The 18,642-nt window shown below is 66.1% G+C and carries 15 protein-coding genes; 3 read left to right on the plus strand and 12 right to left on the minus strand.

The genetic code is table 11. The features are described from left to right. Window positions 1-3: 3 nt before the first annotated feature. The 6 genes from FBY20_RS09635 to FBY20_RS09660 are packed head-to-tail and all read right to left on the minus strand — an operon-like array spanning window position 4 to window position 5,376. Window positions 4-984 (minus strand): tripartite tricarboxylate transporter substrate binding protein, encoded by a 981-nt coding sequence (locus tag FBY20_RS09635; RefSeq protein WP_142051739.1) that lies wholly within the window; start codon window positions 982-984, stop codon window positions 4-6. A gap of 39 nt (window positions 985-1,023) precedes the next feature. Next, the gene (locus tag FBY20_RS09640; protein WP_142051741.1) at window positions 1,024-1,695 is read right to left on the minus strand and encodes a 3-oxoacid CoA-transferase subunit B; all 672 of its coding nucleotides are present in this window, start codon (window positions 1,693-1,695) and stop codon (window positions 1,024-1,026) included. Further along, window positions 1,685-2,362: a 3-oxoacid CoA-transferase subunit A gene (locus tag FBY20_RS09645; RefSeq protein ID WP_142051743.1), complete on the minus strand. Its 678-nt coding sequence runs from the start codon at window positions 2,360-2,362 to the stop codon at window positions 1,685-1,687. The genes FBY20_RS09640 and FBY20_RS09645 overlap by 11 nt, the downstream gene beginning before the upstream one ends. A gap of 55 nt (window positions 2,363-2,417) precedes the next feature. Then, window positions 2,418-3,587, minus strand: a complete 1,170-nt coding sequence (locus tag FBY20_RS09650; RefSeq protein ID WP_142051745.1) for an acetyl-CoA acetyltransferase — start codon at window positions 3,585-3,587, stop codon at window positions 2,418-2,420. Further along, window positions 3,584-3,982 (minus strand): Zn-ribbon domain-containing OB-fold protein, encoded by a 399-nt coding sequence (locus FBY20_RS09655; RefSeq protein WP_174245399.1) that lies wholly within the window; start codon window positions 3,980-3,982, stop codon window positions 3,584-3,586. Before FBY20_RS09655 ends, FBY20_RS09650 begins: the two co-directional genes overlap by 4 nt. Next, window positions 3,979-5,376, minus strand: coding sequence for an adenylosuccinate lyase family protein (locus FBY20_RS09660; RefSeq protein ID WP_142051747.1), 1,398 nt, complete (start codon window positions 5,374-5,376; stop codon window positions 3,979-3,981). Before FBY20_RS09660 ends, FBY20_RS09655 begins: the two co-directional genes overlap by 4 nt. Window positions 5,377-5,500: 124 nt before the next feature. Here FBY20_RS09660 and FBY20_RS09665 point away from each other — a divergent pair, with 124 nt between their 5' ends. Continuing rightward, entirely contained in the window at window positions 5,501-6,232 is a 732-nt protein-coding gene (locus FBY20_RS09665) for a GntR family transcriptional regulator (RefSeq protein WP_142051749.1), read from the plus strand. Window positions 6,233-6,359: 127 nt separating this feature from the next. Here FBY20_RS09665 and FBY20_RS09670 read toward each other — a convergent pair whose 3' ends face one another. Further along, entirely contained in the window at window positions 6,360-6,815 is a 456-nt protein-coding gene (locus tag FBY20_RS09670) for a fasciclin domain-containing protein (protein WP_056319456.1), read from the minus strand. Window positions 6,816-6,987: 172 nt separating this feature from the next. Here FBY20_RS09670 and FBY20_RS09675 point away from each other — a divergent pair, with 172 nt between their 5' ends. Beyond that, a complete protein-coding gene (locus tag FBY20_RS09675) occupies window positions 6,988-7,968 on the plus strand; it encodes a MerR family transcriptional regulator (protein ID WP_142051751.1) in 981 nt (326 codons plus the stop codon). Window positions 7,969-8,068: 100 nt separating this feature from the next. Here FBY20_RS09675 and FBY20_RS09680 read toward each other — a convergent pair whose 3' ends face one another. The 5 genes from FBY20_RS09680 to FBY20_RS09700 form a co-directional block, all read right to left on the minus strand. Further along, window positions 8,069-11,047 carry an autotransporter outer membrane beta-barrel domain-containing protein gene (locus FBY20_RS09680; protein ID WP_142051755.1) on the minus strand — a complete coding sequence of 993 codons (2,979 nt, stop codon included), beginning with the start codon at window positions 11,045-11,047 and terminating at the stop codon, window positions 8,069-8,071. A 394-nt stretch (window positions 11,048-11,441) separates the two neighbouring features. Further along, the gene (locus FBY20_RS09685; protein WP_142051757.1) at window positions 11,442-12,818 is read right to left on the minus strand and encodes a sensor histidine kinase KdpD; all 1,377 of its coding nucleotides are present in this window, start codon (window positions 12,816-12,818) and stop codon (window positions 11,442-11,444) included. Further along, the gene (locus FBY20_RS09690) at window positions 12,818-13,471 is read right to left on the minus strand and encodes a response regulator transcription factor (protein WP_254595379.1); all 654 of its coding nucleotides are present in this window, start codon (window positions 13,469-13,471) and stop codon (window positions 12,818-12,820) included. Before FBY20_RS09690 ends, FBY20_RS09685 begins: the two co-directional genes overlap by 1 nt. Window positions 13,472-13,574: 103 nt before the next feature. After that, window positions 13,575-15,197: a methyl-accepting chemotaxis protein gene (locus FBY20_RS09695; protein ID WP_056319494.1), complete on the minus strand. Its 1,623-nt coding sequence runs from the start codon at window positions 15,195-15,197 to the stop codon at window positions 13,575-13,577. Window positions 15,198-15,352: 155 nt separating this feature from the next. Beyond that, window positions 15,353-16,462, minus strand: coding sequence for a porin (locus FBY20_RS09700; protein ID WP_142051763.1), 1,110 nt, complete (start codon window positions 16,460-16,462; stop codon window positions 15,353-15,355). Between the two features lie 283 nt (window positions 16,463-16,745). Here FBY20_RS09700 and FBY20_RS09705 point away from each other — a divergent pair, with 283 nt between their 5' ends. Next, window positions 16,746-18,635, plus strand: coding sequence for an amidohydrolase (locus FBY20_RS09705; RefSeq protein ID WP_056319496.1), 1,890 nt, complete (start codon window positions 16,746-16,748; stop codon window positions 18,633-18,635). The last annotated feature ends 7 nt before the right edge of the window (window positions 18,636-18,642 follow it).

Consider the following 18,642-nt stretch of genomic DNA (forward strand, 5'->3'; position numbering starts at 1 on the left):
GCCTCAGTCCAGTTTGATGTTCGCTTCTTGGATGACCTTCTTCCATCGCGCCGACTCGTCGGCCACGAAGGCGCCGAACTCGGCCGGCGTGGACGGCGTCACGATGTAGCCCAGGGGCTCGACCGTCTTGGGGAAGTCAGGCCCCTTGAGCACCTCGTTCAGCGCGCTGTTCAGCTTGTCGATCACCGGCTGAGGCGTGCCGGTCGGCGCCACCAGGCCGTACCAGCCCGACACCTGGAATCCGGGCAGACCAGCTTCGGCGATGGTCGGCACCTCCGGCGCAAGCGCCAGGCGGTCCTTGCTGGCAAAGCCCAGCACGCGCACGCGGCCGCTTTGCACCATGCTCAGCGAATGCGGGCCATCAAACAGGCCAGAGACTTCGCCGCCCAGCGCAGCCGTCTGGGCTGGGCCGCCGCCCTTGTAGGGCACGTGCAAAATGTCGATGCCGGCGCTGGTCGCAAAAAGCTCGATGGCCAGATGCGTGGTGTTGCCATTGCCGGAAGAAGCCAGCGTCACCTTGCCCGGATTGGCCTTGGCGTACGCGATCAGCTCGCCGACCGTCTTGGCCGGAAACTGCGAATTGACATAGAGCGCCAGCGGCAGGTCGGCGATCTTGCCAACCGGCGCAAAGTCCTTCTCGGTGTTGTACGGCAGGCTCTTGTACAGGCTGGGATTGATGGCATGCGCCGCCAGCACCAGGCCGACCGTGTAACCGTCCGGATTGGCCCGCGCCACCACCTGCGTGCCGATGCTGGACCCGGCGCCGGGACGGTTCTCCACCACCACCGGCACGCCAAGCTTCTTGCCCAGCATGACCGCCAGCGGACGCGCGACGACATCGGCCGACCCGCCGGGCGGATAGCCCACGATGAGCTGGATGGGGCGTTCGGGGTAGTCGGCGTGGGCTGTGGCCGACAGCGCGGCCAGGCCCAGCGTCATGGCAGCCAGAGCGCCGCCTTTCTTGATCTTGTGCAACAGGGTCATGGTGTCTCCTTCACTCGTTTTTATTGCGCGTAGTGCGCGTCAGGGTTCGATAAACGTGACGTCGTCGGCATAGGCCAGCGGCGCGGCGGTCGCGGCCTGCAACGCCTCGCGCGTCAGGCCGCGCAACATGCGGCGCACGACAAAGCCGCGCTCCGCGTCGATGTCGATGACGGCAAGGTCCGTGTAGATCACGTCGGCCACGCCGCGTCCGGTCAGCGGCAGCGAGCAGGCACTGACCAGCTTGGAATTGCCGCCGCGGTCGCAATGCTGCATGGCGACCGCGACCCGGCGCGCACCGGCCACCAGGTCCATCGCACCGCCGATGCCGGGCACGTCGCCGGGCAGGCCGAGCGACCAGCTCGCAAGGTCGCCGTTGGGCGCCACCTGAAAGCCGCCTAGAATGGTCAGATCCAGATGACCGCCGCGCATCATCGCGAACGACGTTGCCTGATCGCAGATCGAGGAACCGGGCAGCAACTGCACCGACACCTTGCTGGCGTTGATGAGGTCCGGGTCCGGCGTCTCGCCGACGCGCAAGCCGCGCAGCCCCAGAATGCCGTTCTCGCTGTGCAGGATGATTTCCTTGTCGGGCGCGATGCAGCCCGCCACCAGCGTTGGAATGCCGATGCCGACGTTGACGTAGCTGCCGTCGGGGATGTCGTCGGCAACAAGCTGCGCCACGCGCTGGCGGGAGAGGGGTTTAACCGTCATGGCGGGCCTCCAGGCGGACGACGCTTTGAACAAAGATGCCGGGCGTGTGCACAGCGTCGGCCGCAAGCTCACCCAGCGGCACGATCTCGTTGACCTCGGCGATGGCGTGACGCGCGGCCATGGCCATCACCGGACCGAAGCCGCGCGCGGCCAGGCGGTACGTCAGGTTGCCCCAGCGGTCTGCCCGGTCGCCCTTGAGCAGCGCAAAGTCGGCGGGCAACGGGTTCTCCAGCACGTAGCCCTTGCCTTCATAGACGCGCTGCTCCTTGCCGTCGGCCACCGGCGTGCCGTAGGAAGTCGGCGTGAAAAACGGCCCCAGTCCAGCCCCCGCGGCGCGGATGCGTTCCAGCAGCGTGCCTTGCGGCACGACTTCCAGTTCGACCTTGCCCGCGCGGTACAAGGCGGTGAACACGTCGGACCCCGAGGACTTGGGATACGAGCAGATCACCTTGCGCACGAGGCCCGCGGACAGCAGCGCCGCCAGCCCGTAGTCGCCGGTGCCCGCGTTGTTGCTCACGATGGTGAGATCGCGCGGGCCCGCGTCCTTCAACGCGTGCAGCAGCGCGCAAGGCAGGCCCGAGTCGCCGAAACCGGCCACCATCACGGTGGCGCCGTCGCCGATCACGCTGACCGCGGCCTCTAGCGAGGGAGATATCTTGTCGATCATGAACACAGCCCGCGGCGCGCGACGCGCCGCAGGTCTCCAGGTTGGATGGATGAAATCAGAGCGCGACCGCAGTACCGAGGATGGCCGTGGACTGGCTGGACAGCGTGGCGCCATTGCCGTGCACCAGGGCGATGTCGGCGGACTGCTGACGCGCCCCGGCCTGTCCGCGCAACTGCGCCACGGCCTCCAGCACCAGGAACACGCCATACATGCCGGGATGGCCGAACGACAGCCCGCCCCCATTGGTGTTGACCGGCAGCGAGCCGCCGGGTCCGATGCGGCCGCCCTCCACGAACCGGCCGCCTTCGCCCTTGGGGCAGAAACCCAGGTCTTCCAGGAACAGCAGCACATTGATGGTGAACGCGTCGTACAGGCAGACGAGGTCGACATCCGCCACCCCCACCCCGGCCTGCGCCAGCGCGCGCGGCCCCGAGCGCGACGCGGCGGTGACGGTCAGGTCCTGCATTGATGAAATCTGCCGATGCCAGACCTCGGTGGCGTTGCCCAGTACATACACAGGCGGCTGCGCCAGGTCGCGCGCGCGGTCGGCGCGCACCAGCACGAACGCCCCCGCGCCGTCCGTCAGGAGGCAACAGTCCCGCACGGTCAACGGATCGCACACCGGCCGCGCCGCCAGCACCTGATCGAGGCTGAGCGGATCGCGCGAGTAGGCATCCGGATTGAGCTGCGCCCACTCCCGCGCCGACACGGCCACCTGGGCCAGCTGCTCGCGGGTGGTGCCGAACTCGTGCATGTGGCGCGCGGCGGCCAGCGCATAGGCCGTGATGGGCTGCAACGGCTCGTAGGGCGCCTCGAAGGGCTGCGGGTCCAGCGCGGCGCGCATCTTGCCGACGGCCGCGCGATTCATCGTGCCCGAGCGCTGCGTGCTGCCATAGCAGACCAGCACTGCGTTGCACTCGCCGGACATCAGCGCATGCACGGCCGGCGCCAGATGCGCGACGAAGCTGGATCCGCCCAGCATGGTGCTGTCGATGAACGTGGGTTTGATGCCCAGGTACTCGGCAACCGGCATCGCCCACATGGCCGCCGACGCGCTGCACGTGCAAAGTCCATCGATGTCGCTCATGCGCAGGCCGGCGTCCGCCACGGCGCGTGCGCTGGCCTGCGCCAGGATTTCCATTTCGGTGTAGCCGGCGGCATTGCCCAGGCCCGCGTGGCCGATGCCGGCGATCGCGGCGGCGCCGCGAAATGCGTTGTCTTTCATGCTTGCTCGTCCAGGCTGAACACGACGCGGTTGGCGTCGCCATGGGCTCGCACCTCGGCGCGCACGGCGTCACCGATGCGGGGCCGGGTGGCAGGGGCGTCTTCGACGCGGCTCATCATGCGAAAGCCTTCTTCCAGATCGACGAGGCACACGTTGTAGTCGCCGCCCGCGTCGGGCGAACGCCGCACCGTGGTGGTCGAATGGATAACGCCGCGGCCGCTGGGCTCGAACCAGTCGAATTGCGCGCCGCCACAGTGCGGGCAGATCTGGCGCGGGAAAAAGACCGCCTGGCCGCAATCGCCACAACGCGGCACGCGCCACACGCCTTTCGCCAGCGAATCGAAGTACGTCTGTTCCACGCCGCGCGGGGCGTCGGTGCTTGGCAAGGGGCTCATGTGCGCGGCTCCTGGTGCGGATAGCCCAGCGCGCGCGAGCGGGCGCAGGCCTGGTCGGCCAGCGCGGGCGCCTGGCCCAGGTAGTTGGCGGGGTCGGTGATGCGCGCCAGCGCTTCGCGGTCGAAATGCGCGGCGACCTCGGGAGAATCCAGCAACGCCTCGGCCAGGCTGCATCCCCGGCCGAGCGCGGCGCGGCAGGCGTCGTAGACGATGTGATGCGCATTGTGGCGGCCCAACGCGGGCGCCAGTTCCATCATCACGGCCTCGGCCACGATCAGCCCGTGCGTCAGGCCCAGATTGGCGCCCATGCGCTCCACGTCCACGCTCAAGCCGCCCAGCGCGAACCTGGCCTGATGCAACGCGCCCGCGGTCAGGATGAAACTCTGCGGAATGGCGATCCACTCCGCGTGCCACGGCCCGGTGGCGCGCTCGAAGTCCTGCACGGCGGCATCCAGCATCAGTCCGGCATGCTGGCGCACGGCCTTGGCCGCCGCGAGCATGAGCTCGCTGGAAATGGGATTGCACTTCTGCGGCATCGTGCTGCTGGCGCCGCGGCCCTTCACGAAGGGTTCGCGCAGCTCGCCGAATTCCGTGGACGCCATGATCATCACGTCGGTGGCCACCTTGCCCAGCGAGCTGGCAATCAACGCCAGCAGATTGACCACTTCGGCCAACGCATCGCGCGCCACGTGCCAGGTCGTGGCGGGCACGCCCAGGCCCAGCTCCCCGGCCAGCTCGCGCTGCACCGCAAGGCCGTGCTCGCCCATGGACGCCAGCGTGCCGGCCGCGCCCGCCAGCTGCACGCAAAGCACGCGTTCGCGCAGCTGCGCCAGCCGCTCCTGATGCCGGTCGAACATCGACAGCCAGACACCGGCCTTGTAGCCGAAGGTGATGGGCAACGCGTGCTGCAGGTGCGTGCGCCCGGCCATCGGCGTGGCGCGGTGACGTTCGGCCAGGCCCGCCAGCACTTCGCGCACCTCGGACAGGTCGCGCTCGATCACGTCCAGGCCGGCGCGCACCTGCAGCACAATGCCGGTATCCATGATGTCCTGCGTCGTTGCGCCCCAGTGCAGGTAGCCGCCCGCTTCGCCGCATTGCGTGGCAAGCTGCTCGACCAGCGGCAGGATGGGATAGCCCACGATGTCGGTCTGCTGACCCAATGCGGGCAGATCGAGTGCGGCAGGCTTGACGCGGGCGGCGATCTGGTCGGCCGCCTCGGCCGGAATCAGCCCCAGCCGGGCCTGAGCCCGGGCCAGCGCGACCTCGACCTCGACATAGCGCGCAAGCGTCGCCTCATCGGAGAAAATCTCGCGGGCTTCGGCGGTGCCGAAGGCGTCACGAAAGAGAACGGAGTCCAAAACCGTGCTGGCCCCGCCCAGCGGAGAAACTGGCATGCTAACCTCGCTGAAACCACGAACATATCAATATGTTCGAACATATCGGAAGTCTAGGGATGCTTTACAGACCGGGATATCGGGGTATACCCGCGGGTGCTTTGGAAACGACTAGGAGCAATCCATGACACGGATGACAGCGGCGCGCCTGACGGCGGCGCTGAGCGAGGCGATCGTCGCGGGCCATCACAAGGTGGGCGACCTCTTGCCCACCGAGCTGGAATTGGCGGCGCAGTACGACACCAGCCGGCATACCGTGCGGCTGGCGTTGCAGGAACTGCAGCAATTGGGATTGGTGTCGCGCCGCAAGAATGTCGGTACGCGCGTGGAGTCGGCGCGCCCGGCGGCCAACTACAAGCAGGCGCTGACTTCGATAGAAGGTGTGGTGCAGTTCGGCAAGGCGCACACCCGCGAAGTTCTCGACGTGGCCGACGAGGTCGCCGACCTGACGCTGGCGCAGACGCTGGGCTGTGCAGGCGGCACGCGCTGGCTGCGCATATCAAGCCTGCGCCGCAATCGCGACGACGTGGCAAATCCCATCGGCTGGACGGACGCGTACCTGGATCCGGCCTATCGCGACGTCGTGCCGCGCGTGCGCGAGAATCCGCAGGAATTGATCAGCACCCTGATCGAGGCGAATTACGGCGTGAACATTGTGCAGATCCGTCAGGACATCGAGGCGGTTGCACTGCCGGCGCGCGTGGCCGGCCCCTTGAACGCCGAAGCGGGTTCACCTGCGCTGCGCATTCTGCGCAGCTACATCGATACCACCCGGCAAACCATCGAAATCAGCGTCACGTACCACCCCGCCAGCCGGTTCCGGCTGACGATGTCGCTGGATCGGCATACGGACTGAACTGAGGCCGGGACCGGCAAGCCGGTGAGGCGGCTCGCCGGTCATGGAACAAAAAAGATAGGCCACGCACCGTCACGGTGGCCTATCAAGGCCGGACATCGGTACGGCCTGCTACCTGCACAAATCCCTACTTCGGCATCAGCACCGTGTCGATGACGTGGATGACGCCGTTGTCGGCCGCGACATCGGTCTTCACGACCTTGGCGTTGTCCACGGTGACGTTGCCGCCATCCACCGCGATGGTCAACGAGCTGCCTTCAACCGTCTTCACCTTGCCCGGCTTGACGTCCTTGGCCATGACCTTGCCCGGCACGACGTGATAGGTGAGCACCTTGGTCAGCGCGGCCTTGTCTTTGAGCAGCGCGTCCAGCTTGTCCTTCGGCACCTTGGCGAAGGCTTCATCGGTCGGCGCGAACACGGTGTACGGGCCCGGACCCTTCAGCGTGTCGACCAGACCAGCCGCTTGCACGGCGGTGACCAGCGTATTGAACGAACCGGCCGACTTGGCGGTGTCCACGATGTCGGCGGCGTGCGCGGTGCCCAGCGCCAGGGTGAGCGAAATTCCTGCCAAAAGACGTTTCATGATTGACTCCTTGTCCAGTGACCTCCCGCGAGCGCGGGTTCCGAAAGCGGCCTCGAATAGGGGGGAAGTTGAACCGCTTGAAGAAGGAATTTACGCGTCTGCCGTCTTCTCGTCCACGCTTTGAACCGCTATTATGCAAACATATCGGTTCAATACCGGGTCAAGGAAAACAATGGAATCCAAGCAATCCGACGACGGCCGCATCACGTACCGCAGCGGCGTGGCGGCGCGCCTGGCGGGGCTCTCGCCCGAGACGCTGCGCGTCTGGGAGCGCCGCTACAACCTGTCCGATGTCGAACGCTCGGCGCGCGGCCAGCGCTTGTATTCCGCCGAACAGGTGCGCCGTCTCAGCCTGCTCAAGCAACTGGTCGATCAGGGGCATGCCATCGGCGTGCTTGCGCCCATGTCCATCGAACAGCTGCATGAACTGGCTGGCGCCGCCGCGCGCCAACCCGCGGCGCAGGGGCCGCTGCGCCTGGGCGTGGCCGGCGCCAATCTGGCCCGGCGCATCGCCGGCAGCGGACGCGACGGCCTGGACGTGATCGTTCAACAGAGCTGGCCGCACCTTGAGCAGGTCGCCCTCACGCCGCAAGAGGCAGACCTCGAAGTTCTGGTGATCGAACTGTCCGAGCTGCATGAAAGCGCGCTGCCGCTGATCGTGGCGGCCGCAAAAGCGTGCGGCGACGTCGCCGTGCTGGTGCTTTACCGGTTCTGCGCCAGCGCGACCATCCGCGCCTTGCGCGCCCACGGTTTTCTGGCGGCCCGCGTTCCGGCGGACATCGGCGAATTGCTGCTGCTGTGCCGCTCTGCGCTAGCCGGCGAACGGCTGCCGACCGCGCCTGCCCAGCCCACGCTGGATCTGCGCTTTGACGAGCATGCGCTATTCACCATCATGGCGTCCGGCAGCGGCCTGGCCTGCGAATGCCCGAAGCACCTGGCTGACCTGCTACTGATGGTGGGCAGCTTCGAACGCTACAGCGTGCAGTGCGCGTCCCGCAACGATGACGACGCGCAGCTGCACAGCGACCTGGGCCGCGCCGCGGGGCAGGCGCGCGCCATTCTGGAAGTCGCGATGGAAAGACTGGCCCGGGCAGAGGGCCTGCCCCTGCCGCCTCCCATTTCCAAAGCAGACCCCGAAAATAAAACGCGCTGAGGGCCGGGCCCGTGGACCCCGCACTCAGCGCGTTGCAGGCGTGCGGGGCCGGCGCGCAATCCTGCCCTGACGGGCAGTCATGCGGCCAGGCCCATGCGCCTTAGAAGCGCGTCATCAGCTTGAACATGCCCGACTGCTGGCGGTTGCCGCTGCCGAACTGCGCGTCGTAGGCCACGCCCGCGGTCGTGCTGCGCGTGATCGCCACTTCGGCGCCCAGGCCCAGCACCGCCGCGTTCTTCGCGATGGGCACACCCGACACCGTGAAGGTGCTGCCGCCTTCAAAGGCCAGTTTCTGCGTGGGCTTCACATCGCCCATCGCGTGGCGCCAGCCCAATGTCGCCGTCAAGCGGCCAGGCGTGCTGTCCGTGCCGATCAGCATGGCGCCGCGCAGGCCCAGCGTGGTGCTCGTCACATCGTCCGTGTTGCTCTGGCCGCGCAAGGCCGCAGAGCCGCCTGTCTCCTGGAAGCCGCGCGTGCGGATCTGGTTCCAGGCCACGCCGGCGAAGGGCTCGATCGCATAGGCGTCCGAAAGCGGCAGCTTGTAGCCAAGCTCCGTGAACAGTTGCGTCGACGACGCGTTGTAGGACGATTCCAGACGCTGGTTCAGGCTGCCGGCCGCGACGTTGCGCTTGGCGTCGATCTCGTGCCAGGTGTAGGCCGCGCCCGCCATGAAGCGCACGTGTCCCGGACCGGCTTCGAAGTTCTTGCCGCCGAAGACCGTCGCCGTGTAGCTGTCCACGCTCATGCGCGAGGACACGTCGGAGATCGAGTTGTGGCTGCCGGTATAACCGACCGCGCCACCCAGACGCCAGCCGCCGCCCACGTCGCCATCGCCGCCCACGAACAGGCCGCCCGAGGACTGACGCACGGTGGATGCATTGCCGTCGCCGTTGAAGGTGCTCCAGTTGCCGAACGCCTGCGCCCAGATCGGCGATGCGCCGCTTTGCGGCAGGGCGTCGGAGGACGCCGCGCCCAACTGCGCCGTCGGCCGGCCGGCGCGCATCGGCGCGTCCAGATTGCCGCGCAGATGCGACAGCGGCAAGGTGGTGACCGCGTCGCCCTGGGTTTGCAGCACGCTGCCCGTGCTCGCGTACGCTTCGCCGGACAACTGCTTCAACGCCGCGCGCGCCTGCCCCGGCGTCATGGCCAGCACGGCATCCGTGACCTGGCTGGCGCCCGTCGCCTTGCCCGCGCCATTGGCGCTGGCAATCAGCGACGAATCGGCGCCGGGCGCAACGGGTTGAGTGACGACCGGTGCAGCGTCGCCGCCGGCCGAGGCCGTACCCGTGCCGGTGGTGGCCGAGCCGGTGCCCGTCGGCGCGGACCCGTTGCCCGTGGGCGCAGAACCATTGCCGGTCGAAGGCGCGCCATTTTCCGCCGAGGCCGAGCCGCTGCCAGCCTGGCTGGAACCGCTACCCGACGGCGCGGCGCCGTTGCCTGCCGGCGCCGAGCCATTGCCGCTCGAAGGCGGCGCCTGCTGGTCCAGCGCACCGCCCACGTTGGTTTCGTTTTCCGAACCGCCGACGCTGCCGATCGGCACGTCGTTGCGCGCGAGCGTCATGAACGCATTCTTCGCGTCATAGCTGAGCGACGGCGTAAGGAACGCGTATGCGCTAGACACGCCCGTGAAGCGGCCCTGAATGCCGCCGTCGGCCGTCAGGATGTTGTACGTCGCGCGCGGCGCGTAGTTGCCGTTCGGGCCCACATGCGCCACGGTGCCGTCCAGCGTGGCGACGCCAGTCACATGGATGCGGTCGCTCAGGGTGCTGGCCGGATCGGCATGCACGCGGTAAACCGTGTCCTGGCCGAAATTCAGGTTGCCGTTGACCGTCAGCGTGCCCATCGGCGTGCCGTCGTTGCCCGGCGAGATGACGGCCGTGGGGTACAGCGTCGTGCTGCCCACTTGGCCGACACCGGCCAGCACCACTTCGCGGCCGATGTCCATCGGGCCATTCAGCTTGCCGTTGATCTCCAGCGCGCCGTCGGCGATGAAGATCGGACCGGTCAGGTTGCTGCTGTCGCCGTTCAGGATGATCGAGCCGACGCCGGTTTTCACAAAGCCTTCGGTGCCTTGCAGCGGGTTGTCGATGATGTCCACGAACCTGCCCGCCGCATACGTGCCGTCGCCGACGACGATGACGGGCGGGTTGCCGCCGGTGCCGGCCAGCGTGATCGGCGCGCCCTGCAGGCGATACCGGTCCGTCGCGAATTGCAGTCCGGACACGCGCACCGGGCCCGCGCTGCCATCGACGGTGACCGTGCCCGCCGCGCCCGTGAAGATCGCATAGCCGCCGCTGGGCAGCGCGCCGGTGGCGTTGGTCGGGCCGTTCCAGTTCGTGCTTGCGGCGCTCCAGGTGCCGTTGCCGCCGCCGGCGTTTGCCGCGGAGGCCACGCCATTGCCGTTCCACAGGTTGGTCGTGCTGGGACCCAGAACCAGGTTGATGTGCTTGTCACCCGTCAGCGTCTGGATGGTGGCGGCCGGCACCGAGTCGCCGGAAACCGTGCCCAGCGTCAGGCCACTGCCGCTCAACGTGCCGCCGTACGACATGATGCGGTAGAAGCCCGCGTTGACGCCGTGCGTGCTGACCTTCACGTTCAACGTCGCGTTGTTCAGGGCAACGTTGCCGCCCACCGTGATGTTGTCGCCCGTGCCGGGTTGCGTGATGGGCAGCCCGGCATAGCCGGTCTCGAAATCGAAGACGCCGTTGTTGATGCCCAGGTTGCCATTCACAACGAGATTGCCGTTGGAAACGCCGGTGGGCGTGTCCACCCAGTATCCCGGCGCGACGCGGGCATTGCCCGTCACGTTCAGGTCGCCGTTGATCGCGCCAAAACCCGCCACGGTGCCCCCGGACATGGCGTTGACGTTGCCGCCGATCGCCACGCCCGCGCCGCCCCCATTGCCGCCGATTACCGCCGTCCCGCCATTGACATCGATTCCGCCGGGAAAGTTGGCCGACCCGTCAAACACCTGCGTATTGCCCGCCCCGATGGTCAGGTCCGCAGCGGTGACGCTGCCCACATAGGACGCGCTCAAGGCGAGCGTCGCCGTCAGCCACTTCTTTGTGCCGTGTGCCAAAACTTCAATCCTCCGGATTAATCGAGCTTCCTTTCACCTATTGCCGATATGTTTAAAAAGTATCGGCAAGTAATAATGCAGCCGGCGTGAATTTAGGGTCAGCTCTGGAAAAAAGGAGGCACTGTATAACGGTTTTTTTTGCGTCCCCGTTAATAATCGGGGTTATATCCCGTTAATTATCAAAATAGGTCTACGGCATACGTCTGATAATGCTAGGCATACCCGTGAAGATATTATCCAAAGTATTTATTTCCGCTAATCGGATACCATCCGACCGCGATTATCAGCCGTTTGCGGATACCATCTTTTGGTCGTATGTCCGCGCGGACAGCGCACTTGGCAACGCCGCATTCGGTCACAAAATGACACGGGACCCCGTCCTGCTTTGTCCTCGTCACGCAAGCCCGGCGGCCGCTGCGCCGGGCAGCGGGAACACCACGTTGAAGCAGACGCCGCGCCCCGCGGGCCCTTCGTCAACGGTTACGCGCGCCTCGTGCGAGCGGGCAATTCTTGCGACCAATGCCAGCCCCAGCCCGCTCCCGTGGCTTGGCGCGCCCGGCCCGCGATAGAACGGATCGAAGATCCGCTCGCGCAATGGCCGCGCGATACCCGGCCCGTTGTCCGCGACCGCCAGCGTGACGCCCTCCGGCTCCCAATGCAGCGCAACGCTGATCGCACTGTTCTCGCCGCTGTACCGGCCCGCGTTGTCCACCAGATTGCGCACCAGAATGCCCAGCGCATCCACCTGGCCCATGATCAGGACCGGCGCGGCATCCACGGTGACCTGCTGGCCGCGATGGATGAAAGAGGCCTGCATGTCCCGCAGCACGAAGGCCACCACGGACGCAAGGTTCACCGGCTCAAGGCGGATGTCGTTGCGGTCCGTGCGCGCCAGGTCCAGCAGCTGTTCGACGATGCGGGAACTGCGGCGCGTGGTCTGCGCGATCTTCTGCATCAGCATCCTGGCCTTCACGGGATCGTTGACGCGATACGCCGTGTCCGCATACACGGCCAGCACCGCCAGCGGCGTGCGAAGCTCGTGGGCGGCATCGCCGATGAACCGGCGCTCATTCTCGATCAACGCCGCCACCCGGCGCTGGCGCTCATTGATCGCGCGAATCAACGGCACCAGCTCGGCGGGGACGGCCCGCTCATCAACGGTCACGCCGTCGGTCACGCTAGCCTCGGCAATCTCCCTGGCCACGCAGCCAAGCTTGCGCACGGAACGGCAGACAACCAGCATCGTGACGCCCCCGATCCCGGCAAACATCAGCAACGTGATGATCGAGCCCAGCTCGAACCGGGCGGCAAGGCCGGCATAGAACGCTCGCGTCGGCGTGCCCGCGACGATTTCGAAGCGCGCGGACTCGTCCAGCCCCGTGTACACCCGCCACGTATCCCCATCCTGGACGACGCACGAAAATCCAACCGTGTTCCCCTGCACCATCCGCTTGCGCGGCGCGTCCTTGGACGCCAGCACCAGGCGATTCGTCACGCGGTCCCAGACCTGGATCTCGGTCTTGCCGACGGCCTGACGCACCAGGAAGGCCGGCACCGGCAGTTCCCGGGTGATGTCCTGTGTGGCCGGCACCATCGCCAGAAAGAAGGCCATGCTGTCGACCACGGCACTCAATTCATGATCGCGCAACCCGGATTCGGCCCGGGTCACGCTGTTCCAATACAAGCCAAACTGCACCAGCCACGACACGAGCAGCGCGCTGAAGATGCCCAACAGGACCTGTGCGCGCAACGAATTCGTGACCCGCCGCATCAGCCGCTATCCCGGGCCAGCCGGTAGCCTTGACCATGAACATTCTCGATGGTGTCCTTGCCCAGCTTTTTTCTCAGCGAGTGAATGAACACGGCGATCGTGTTGCTCTCGCCAGGCCGGCCCGCGCCATACAAATGCGCGCGCAGCTCTTCCGTGGACACGAGCCGGTCCGCGTGCCTGAGAAGCATCTCCAGCGTGCGGAACTCGTGCTCCGACAACCGTGTCGGCGCCTCGTCGACGAAGGCTTCGCGCCGGCCCGGATCCAGCTTCACATGACGCCAGGCCAGGATCTTGTCGCCCGGAACGCCGCTGCGTCTGAGCAGCGCGCGCATGCGGGCAAACAGCTCCGCGGGTTCGAACGGCTTGATGACGTAATCATCGGCGCCAATATCAAGCCCCCTGATGCGATCGCTCAACGCATCCCGCGCGGTAATCAGGATCACTGGCACATCATCGCCGCGCCGGCGCACAAAGCGCAGCACATCCAATCCCGAACCGCGATGCAGCCCGATATCCAGCAGCACGAGCGCGAAGGCGTGCTGCAGCAGCAGCACCTTGGCGGCTTCGACGTCCTGCACGAGCGTCACCGCGAAGTCCAATTCCTCGAGCGCCAGCGTCAACGCGTCCGCGAACATCGCGTCGTCCTCAACCAACAGAACTCGCATGTCAGTATTCCCCTTCCGTGTGCGTTGACAGCTGCTGCATGGGGCCGCGCGCTCGCCGCCCCAGGCCGCATCATACGGTCAGGTTGTGGCCTCAGGCGTGCGCAGGTGCTGCCAGCGCCAACCGCTCGTAACGCGCGCCGGGCTGCGCCGCGCCAGGCTGCCGTTCCGTCTTGAAGCGCGCCACCGCCTGCAAGAGCTCTTTCGCCTGCGTGGCCATTGCGCCGGCCGCCGCAGCGGACTCTTCGACCAACGCCGCATTCTGTTGCGTCATCGTGTCCATTTGCGACACCGCCACGTTCACCTGCTCGATGCCGGCGGTCTGCTCGGCCGAAGCCGAGGCGATCTCGACGGTCACCTCTTTGAGCCTTGCCACGGCGTCGAGCACCTTCTCCATCTGGCCGCCCGCCGTGGCCGCCATCGACTCGCCGCCCTCCACCGCACGCTGGGAGTTTTCGATCAAGCCCTTGATCTCCTTGGCGGCCGTGGCACTGCGCTGCGCCAGCGCGCGCACTTCCGTCGCCACCACGGCGAAGCCGCGGCCCTGTTCGCCGGCCCGCGCCGCTTCCACGGCCGCATTGAGCGCAAGAATGTTCGTCTGGAAGGCAATGCTGTCGATCACCGACACAATCTCGCCCATGCGCTGCGCGTCGGCCGAGATGGCCCCGATCGCATCGACCACCTGACCCACCACGCGGCCCGCTTCAACCGTGAGCTGGCTGCAATCGACGGCAAGGCTGCTGCCGCTGGCCGCATTGTCCTGGTTCATCCGCACCGTCGAGGTCATCTCTTCGATGCTCGCGGCCGTTTCCTCAAGCGATGCAGCCTGCTCCTCGGTGCGTTGCGACAGGTCGGCATTGCCTTCGGCAATCTGCGCAGACGCCGTCGAAATGGATTCCGCCGCGCTGACGATCGTGCCGACCGTCGACGCAAGCTGCCTGCGCATCGTTTCCAGCGAGTACATCAGGCTCGAATGATCCCGCTCATCGAGCTTGAGCGCCGTCGTGAGATCGCCGCTGGCAATGGCGCCGGCCAGCTTCTGCGCGTCGGCGGGTTCTCCGCCCAGCTGCCGCAGGATGCTGCGCGTGACCAGCCACGCCGACAGGACGCCCACCAGCACCGCGATCGACATGATCACAATGATCGTGCTCTGCAGACGCGCCGACGTCGCCGCCGCCTGCTTCGCAGATTCATCGTTGAGCTGGGATTCAAGGTTGGCAAGCGACAGCAACTGGTCGAGCCACGCGTCCTGCTTGGCGCGCAGTTCTTCCCGCAGAATTCGGGCGGCTTCCTGGGTGTTGTTCTGCCGCCCGGCTTCCAGCGCACGCAGGTAGATGGGCGTCGCGTCCTGTTCCGCGCGGCGGGCGGCGGCCAGCAGATCCCTTTCCGCGTCAAGGGTATTGGCATCGCTCGCAAACATCTGCGCAAGACGTTCATTGGCTTGGCGATAGCGCGCCGCCATGTCTTCGGCCCGGGTGATCTCATTAGCCACGGCTTGCGGGTCCGTGTAGAGCACGATGTTGCGCACCACGATGGCCCGGCCCTGCACCAGCTCGCGCATCTGCAGCGCCAGCTTCAACTGCTGGTTGTTCACGTTCACGATGTCGTACATCGACTTGTCCAGCGTCCTCACGGCGTACAGGGACAGGCCCCCGAGCACCACCAACGCAAGAACAAGCAAGAGAAAACCGATCGCAAGACGCGAACTCACTTTCATGGCTGCCAGATTCATCATTCGCCTTTGTTGTTGTTGGCAACCGGCTCATGACAATTCGCGCTGGACAAGCGCCAGGGCCCTGAACGGGCCCGCGCCGGCTGACGAGCGCGACTATAGAGGGCGAAGAATTAATGAATCGTTAATTCTCACCAATTCTAAAAGCTGTGCCGCAGCCCCAACGCGATGGTTTGCGGGCTGGCGCCAGCGGTCACGCCCAGTTCATTGATGGCGAAGTCGTACGCAGCATTCGAGCGGTTCTTGATCTTCGAGTAGTACGCATACACAGACGTGCGCCTGGACAAGGGCTGCTCATACCCCAGCGTGTACTGGACCGCGCCGGTGTTCTGGCCGCTACGGACGTAGCCCACCCGTTGCGTGGATGGCCCGGTGCCGTTGGCGGCGTACCCGACGGACGCGTTCAGGCTGCCGGTGCCCAGCTTCTGCACCACGGACACGTAGTAACCCTTGCGGCGCAGATCGCCGGATGCGGTCTGGTAGCGCAGCTGCTCGACGACGAAGTTGATCGTGGTGGACGGAAACGAATACGTGGCGCCCAGCTTGATGGCATCGTCATGCGAGTCGGCCATCTGATAGTTCTTGTGCAGCTCATAGGCCGCCACCAGCGCCAGCGGTCCGTCCTTGTAGGCGGCGGACCAGGAGAACAGCTGGGGATTGCGCGGCGTCGTCATGCGTTCCTGCGGCAGGCCCCACGTGAATCCAGCGCTCAAGCCATGCCAGTCCGCGGACCGGAAATGCAGCGAATTTTTCTGGCGTCGATCAAACGAACTCGTGTTCTCGACGTTGCCCGAGCTGGACGCCGAGCCGTTGCCCATCAACGCCATGTATCCCGCCGTCATCGGATAGTAGGGATCCATTTTCATGGTCGACTCGGTGTAGGCCGTGTGCCAATTGCCCAGAAAGAACGTGCCGTAGGGCGATGCCAGCCCAAGGCGCGTGTTCCGGCTGGCGATCTCGCCTTGCCCGGTGTTGGGCGCAATGCCGCTCTCGATCTGAAAGATCGCCGACAAGCCATCGCCCAGGTCCTCTTCGCCGCGAAAGCCGAACACCGACCGGTTGTTCGTCATACGTGAGCCGGAGCCGGCATTGTCGGCGCCGCTGATCCAGGCGTATTCCAGCGCCGTGTTGAGCCGGCCGTATAGCGTGACGGACGATTGCGCCGACGCGCTGCCCACCGCGCCGCACAGCGCGGCCACCGCGCATCCACCCACCAGAACCCGTCTGCGCGCGCCGCGGCCAACTTTCATCTCATGCTCCTGTGCCTTGCGCAGCACGCAAACCGCAAGACGATACGCGTGCGCGCCGTGCAGACGCCATTCGTCGAAGGTATAGGGTGACGAACCTAATGTCGGATTGCGCCCCGGCGGACGCCATGAAAACCTACCCACCGCGAAATTAATCGAGGAGAGTGGCATGGCTTCGCGTCGACAAGTCCTGGGAGCGGCGTCTTCGCTGGCTTCAGCGTTTGCGCTCAACAGCATGTGGGCCGGCCGGGCAAACGCCGGGTCGCAGTCTCAGACCGGCACGCCGCTGGCAGACGGTCCCCCGGAGGTGATTTTCTACAACGGCCGCTTCACCACGTTGGACCGTGCCAATCCGGAAGCGGGCGCCGTCGCCGTGAAGGGCGGCAAGTTCGTCGCGGTGGGCAGCGACCGGGAAGTCCTGCGCCTGGCGGGATCGAACACCCGGCTGGTTGACCTGAAAAAGAAAAGCGTCCTGCCCGGGCTTTACGACAACCACACACACGTCGTGCGCGGCGGCCTGAACTACAACATGGAGCTGCGCTGGGACGGCGTGCGGTCGCTGGCGGATGCCATGGAGATGCTGCGCCGGCAGGTCGCCAACACGCCCGCGCCCCAATGGGTGCGTGTGGTGGGCGGATTCACCGAGCACCAGTTCATTGAAAAGCGTCTGCCGACCATCGAGGAAATCAACGCGGTCGCACCGGACACGCCGGTGTTCCTGCTGCATCTGTACGATCGCGCGCTGCTGAACGCTGCGGCGCTGCGCGTGGTGGGCTATACCCGCGACACGCCGGACCCCGAAGGTGGACAGATCATCCGGGACTCGAATGGCAATCCGACCGGCCTGCTGCTTGCCAAACCCAACGCCACCATCCTGTATTCAACCCTTGCCAAGGGACCGAAGCTGCCGTTCGACTACCAGCTGAACTCCACACGCCATTTCATGCGCGAGCTGAACCGGCTGGGCGTCACGGGCGTCATCGACGCCGGCGGCGGCTATCAGAACTATCCGGACGACTATGCCGTCATCCAGAAGCTGGCCGACGACAACCAGCTGACGGTGCGACTTGCGTACAACCTCTTCACGCAAAAGCCCAAGCACGAGAAAGAGGACTTCCTGAACTGGACGTCTTCGGTCAAGTACAAGCAGGGCGACGATTACTTCCGGCATAACGGGGCCGGAGAGATGCTGGTGTTCTCGGCGGCCGACTTCGAGGACTTCCGGGTCGAACGTCCGGACATGCCGCCGGAGATGGAAGGCGAACTGGAAGAGGTCGTTCGCGTCCTGGTCCAGAACAAATGGCCGTGGCGCCTGCACGCGACCTACGACGAAACGATCACGCGCGCGCTGGACGTATTCGAGAAAGTGCATCGCGACACGCCGCTCACCGGCATCAACTGGTTCTTCGATCATGCCGAGACGATCTCGGACAAGTCCATCGACCGGATCGCCGCACTGGGCGGCGGCATTGCCGTCCAGCACCGCATGGCATACCAGGGCGAGTACTTTGTCGAGCGCTACGGCGCGAAGGCCGCGCAAGCCACGCCCCCGGTCAAGCGCATTCTGGAAAAGGGAGTGAAAACGTCCGCCGGCACCGACGCCACGCGCGTCGCGTCCTACAACCCGTGGATTTCGCTGTCGTGGATGACCACGGGCAAAACCGTCGGCGGCATGCCGCTGTATCCGCATGAAAACCTGCTGGACCGCGAAACGGCCCTGCGCATGTGGACCGAGAACGTCGCGTGGTTCTCCAACGACGAAGGCAAGCGCGGCCGCATCCAGGTGGGCCAGTTCGCCGATCTGATGGTCCCGTCCCAGGATTACTTCACGGTGGCGGATGAAGAGATCTCGTTCCTGACGTCCGACCTGACCGTGGTGGGCGGGCGCGTGGTCTACGGCGCTGGCGACTTCGCCAAGCTCGACGAAAACGCGCCGCCGCCCGCCATGCCCGACTGGTCGCCCACGCGCCTGTTCGGCGGCTATGCCGCCTGGGGCGACCCGGAAGGCGCGGGACGCAATTCGCTCGACTACAAGCGCTTTGCCGCGGCCTGCGGTTGCGCCAGCGCGTGCGGCCTGCATGGGCACAGCCATGCCAATGCGTGGGCCTCCAGCGTGCCGGCCTCGGACCAGAAGTCGTTCTTCGGCGCGCTGGGTTGCTCGTGCTGGGCCGTGTAAGGAACCG

Source organism: Achromobacter sp. SLBN-14 (assembly GCF_006715415.1).
Taxonomy (GTDB): domain Bacteria; phylum Pseudomonadota; class Gammaproteobacteria; order Burkholderiales; family Burkholderiaceae_B; genus Achromobacter; species Achromobacter mucicolens.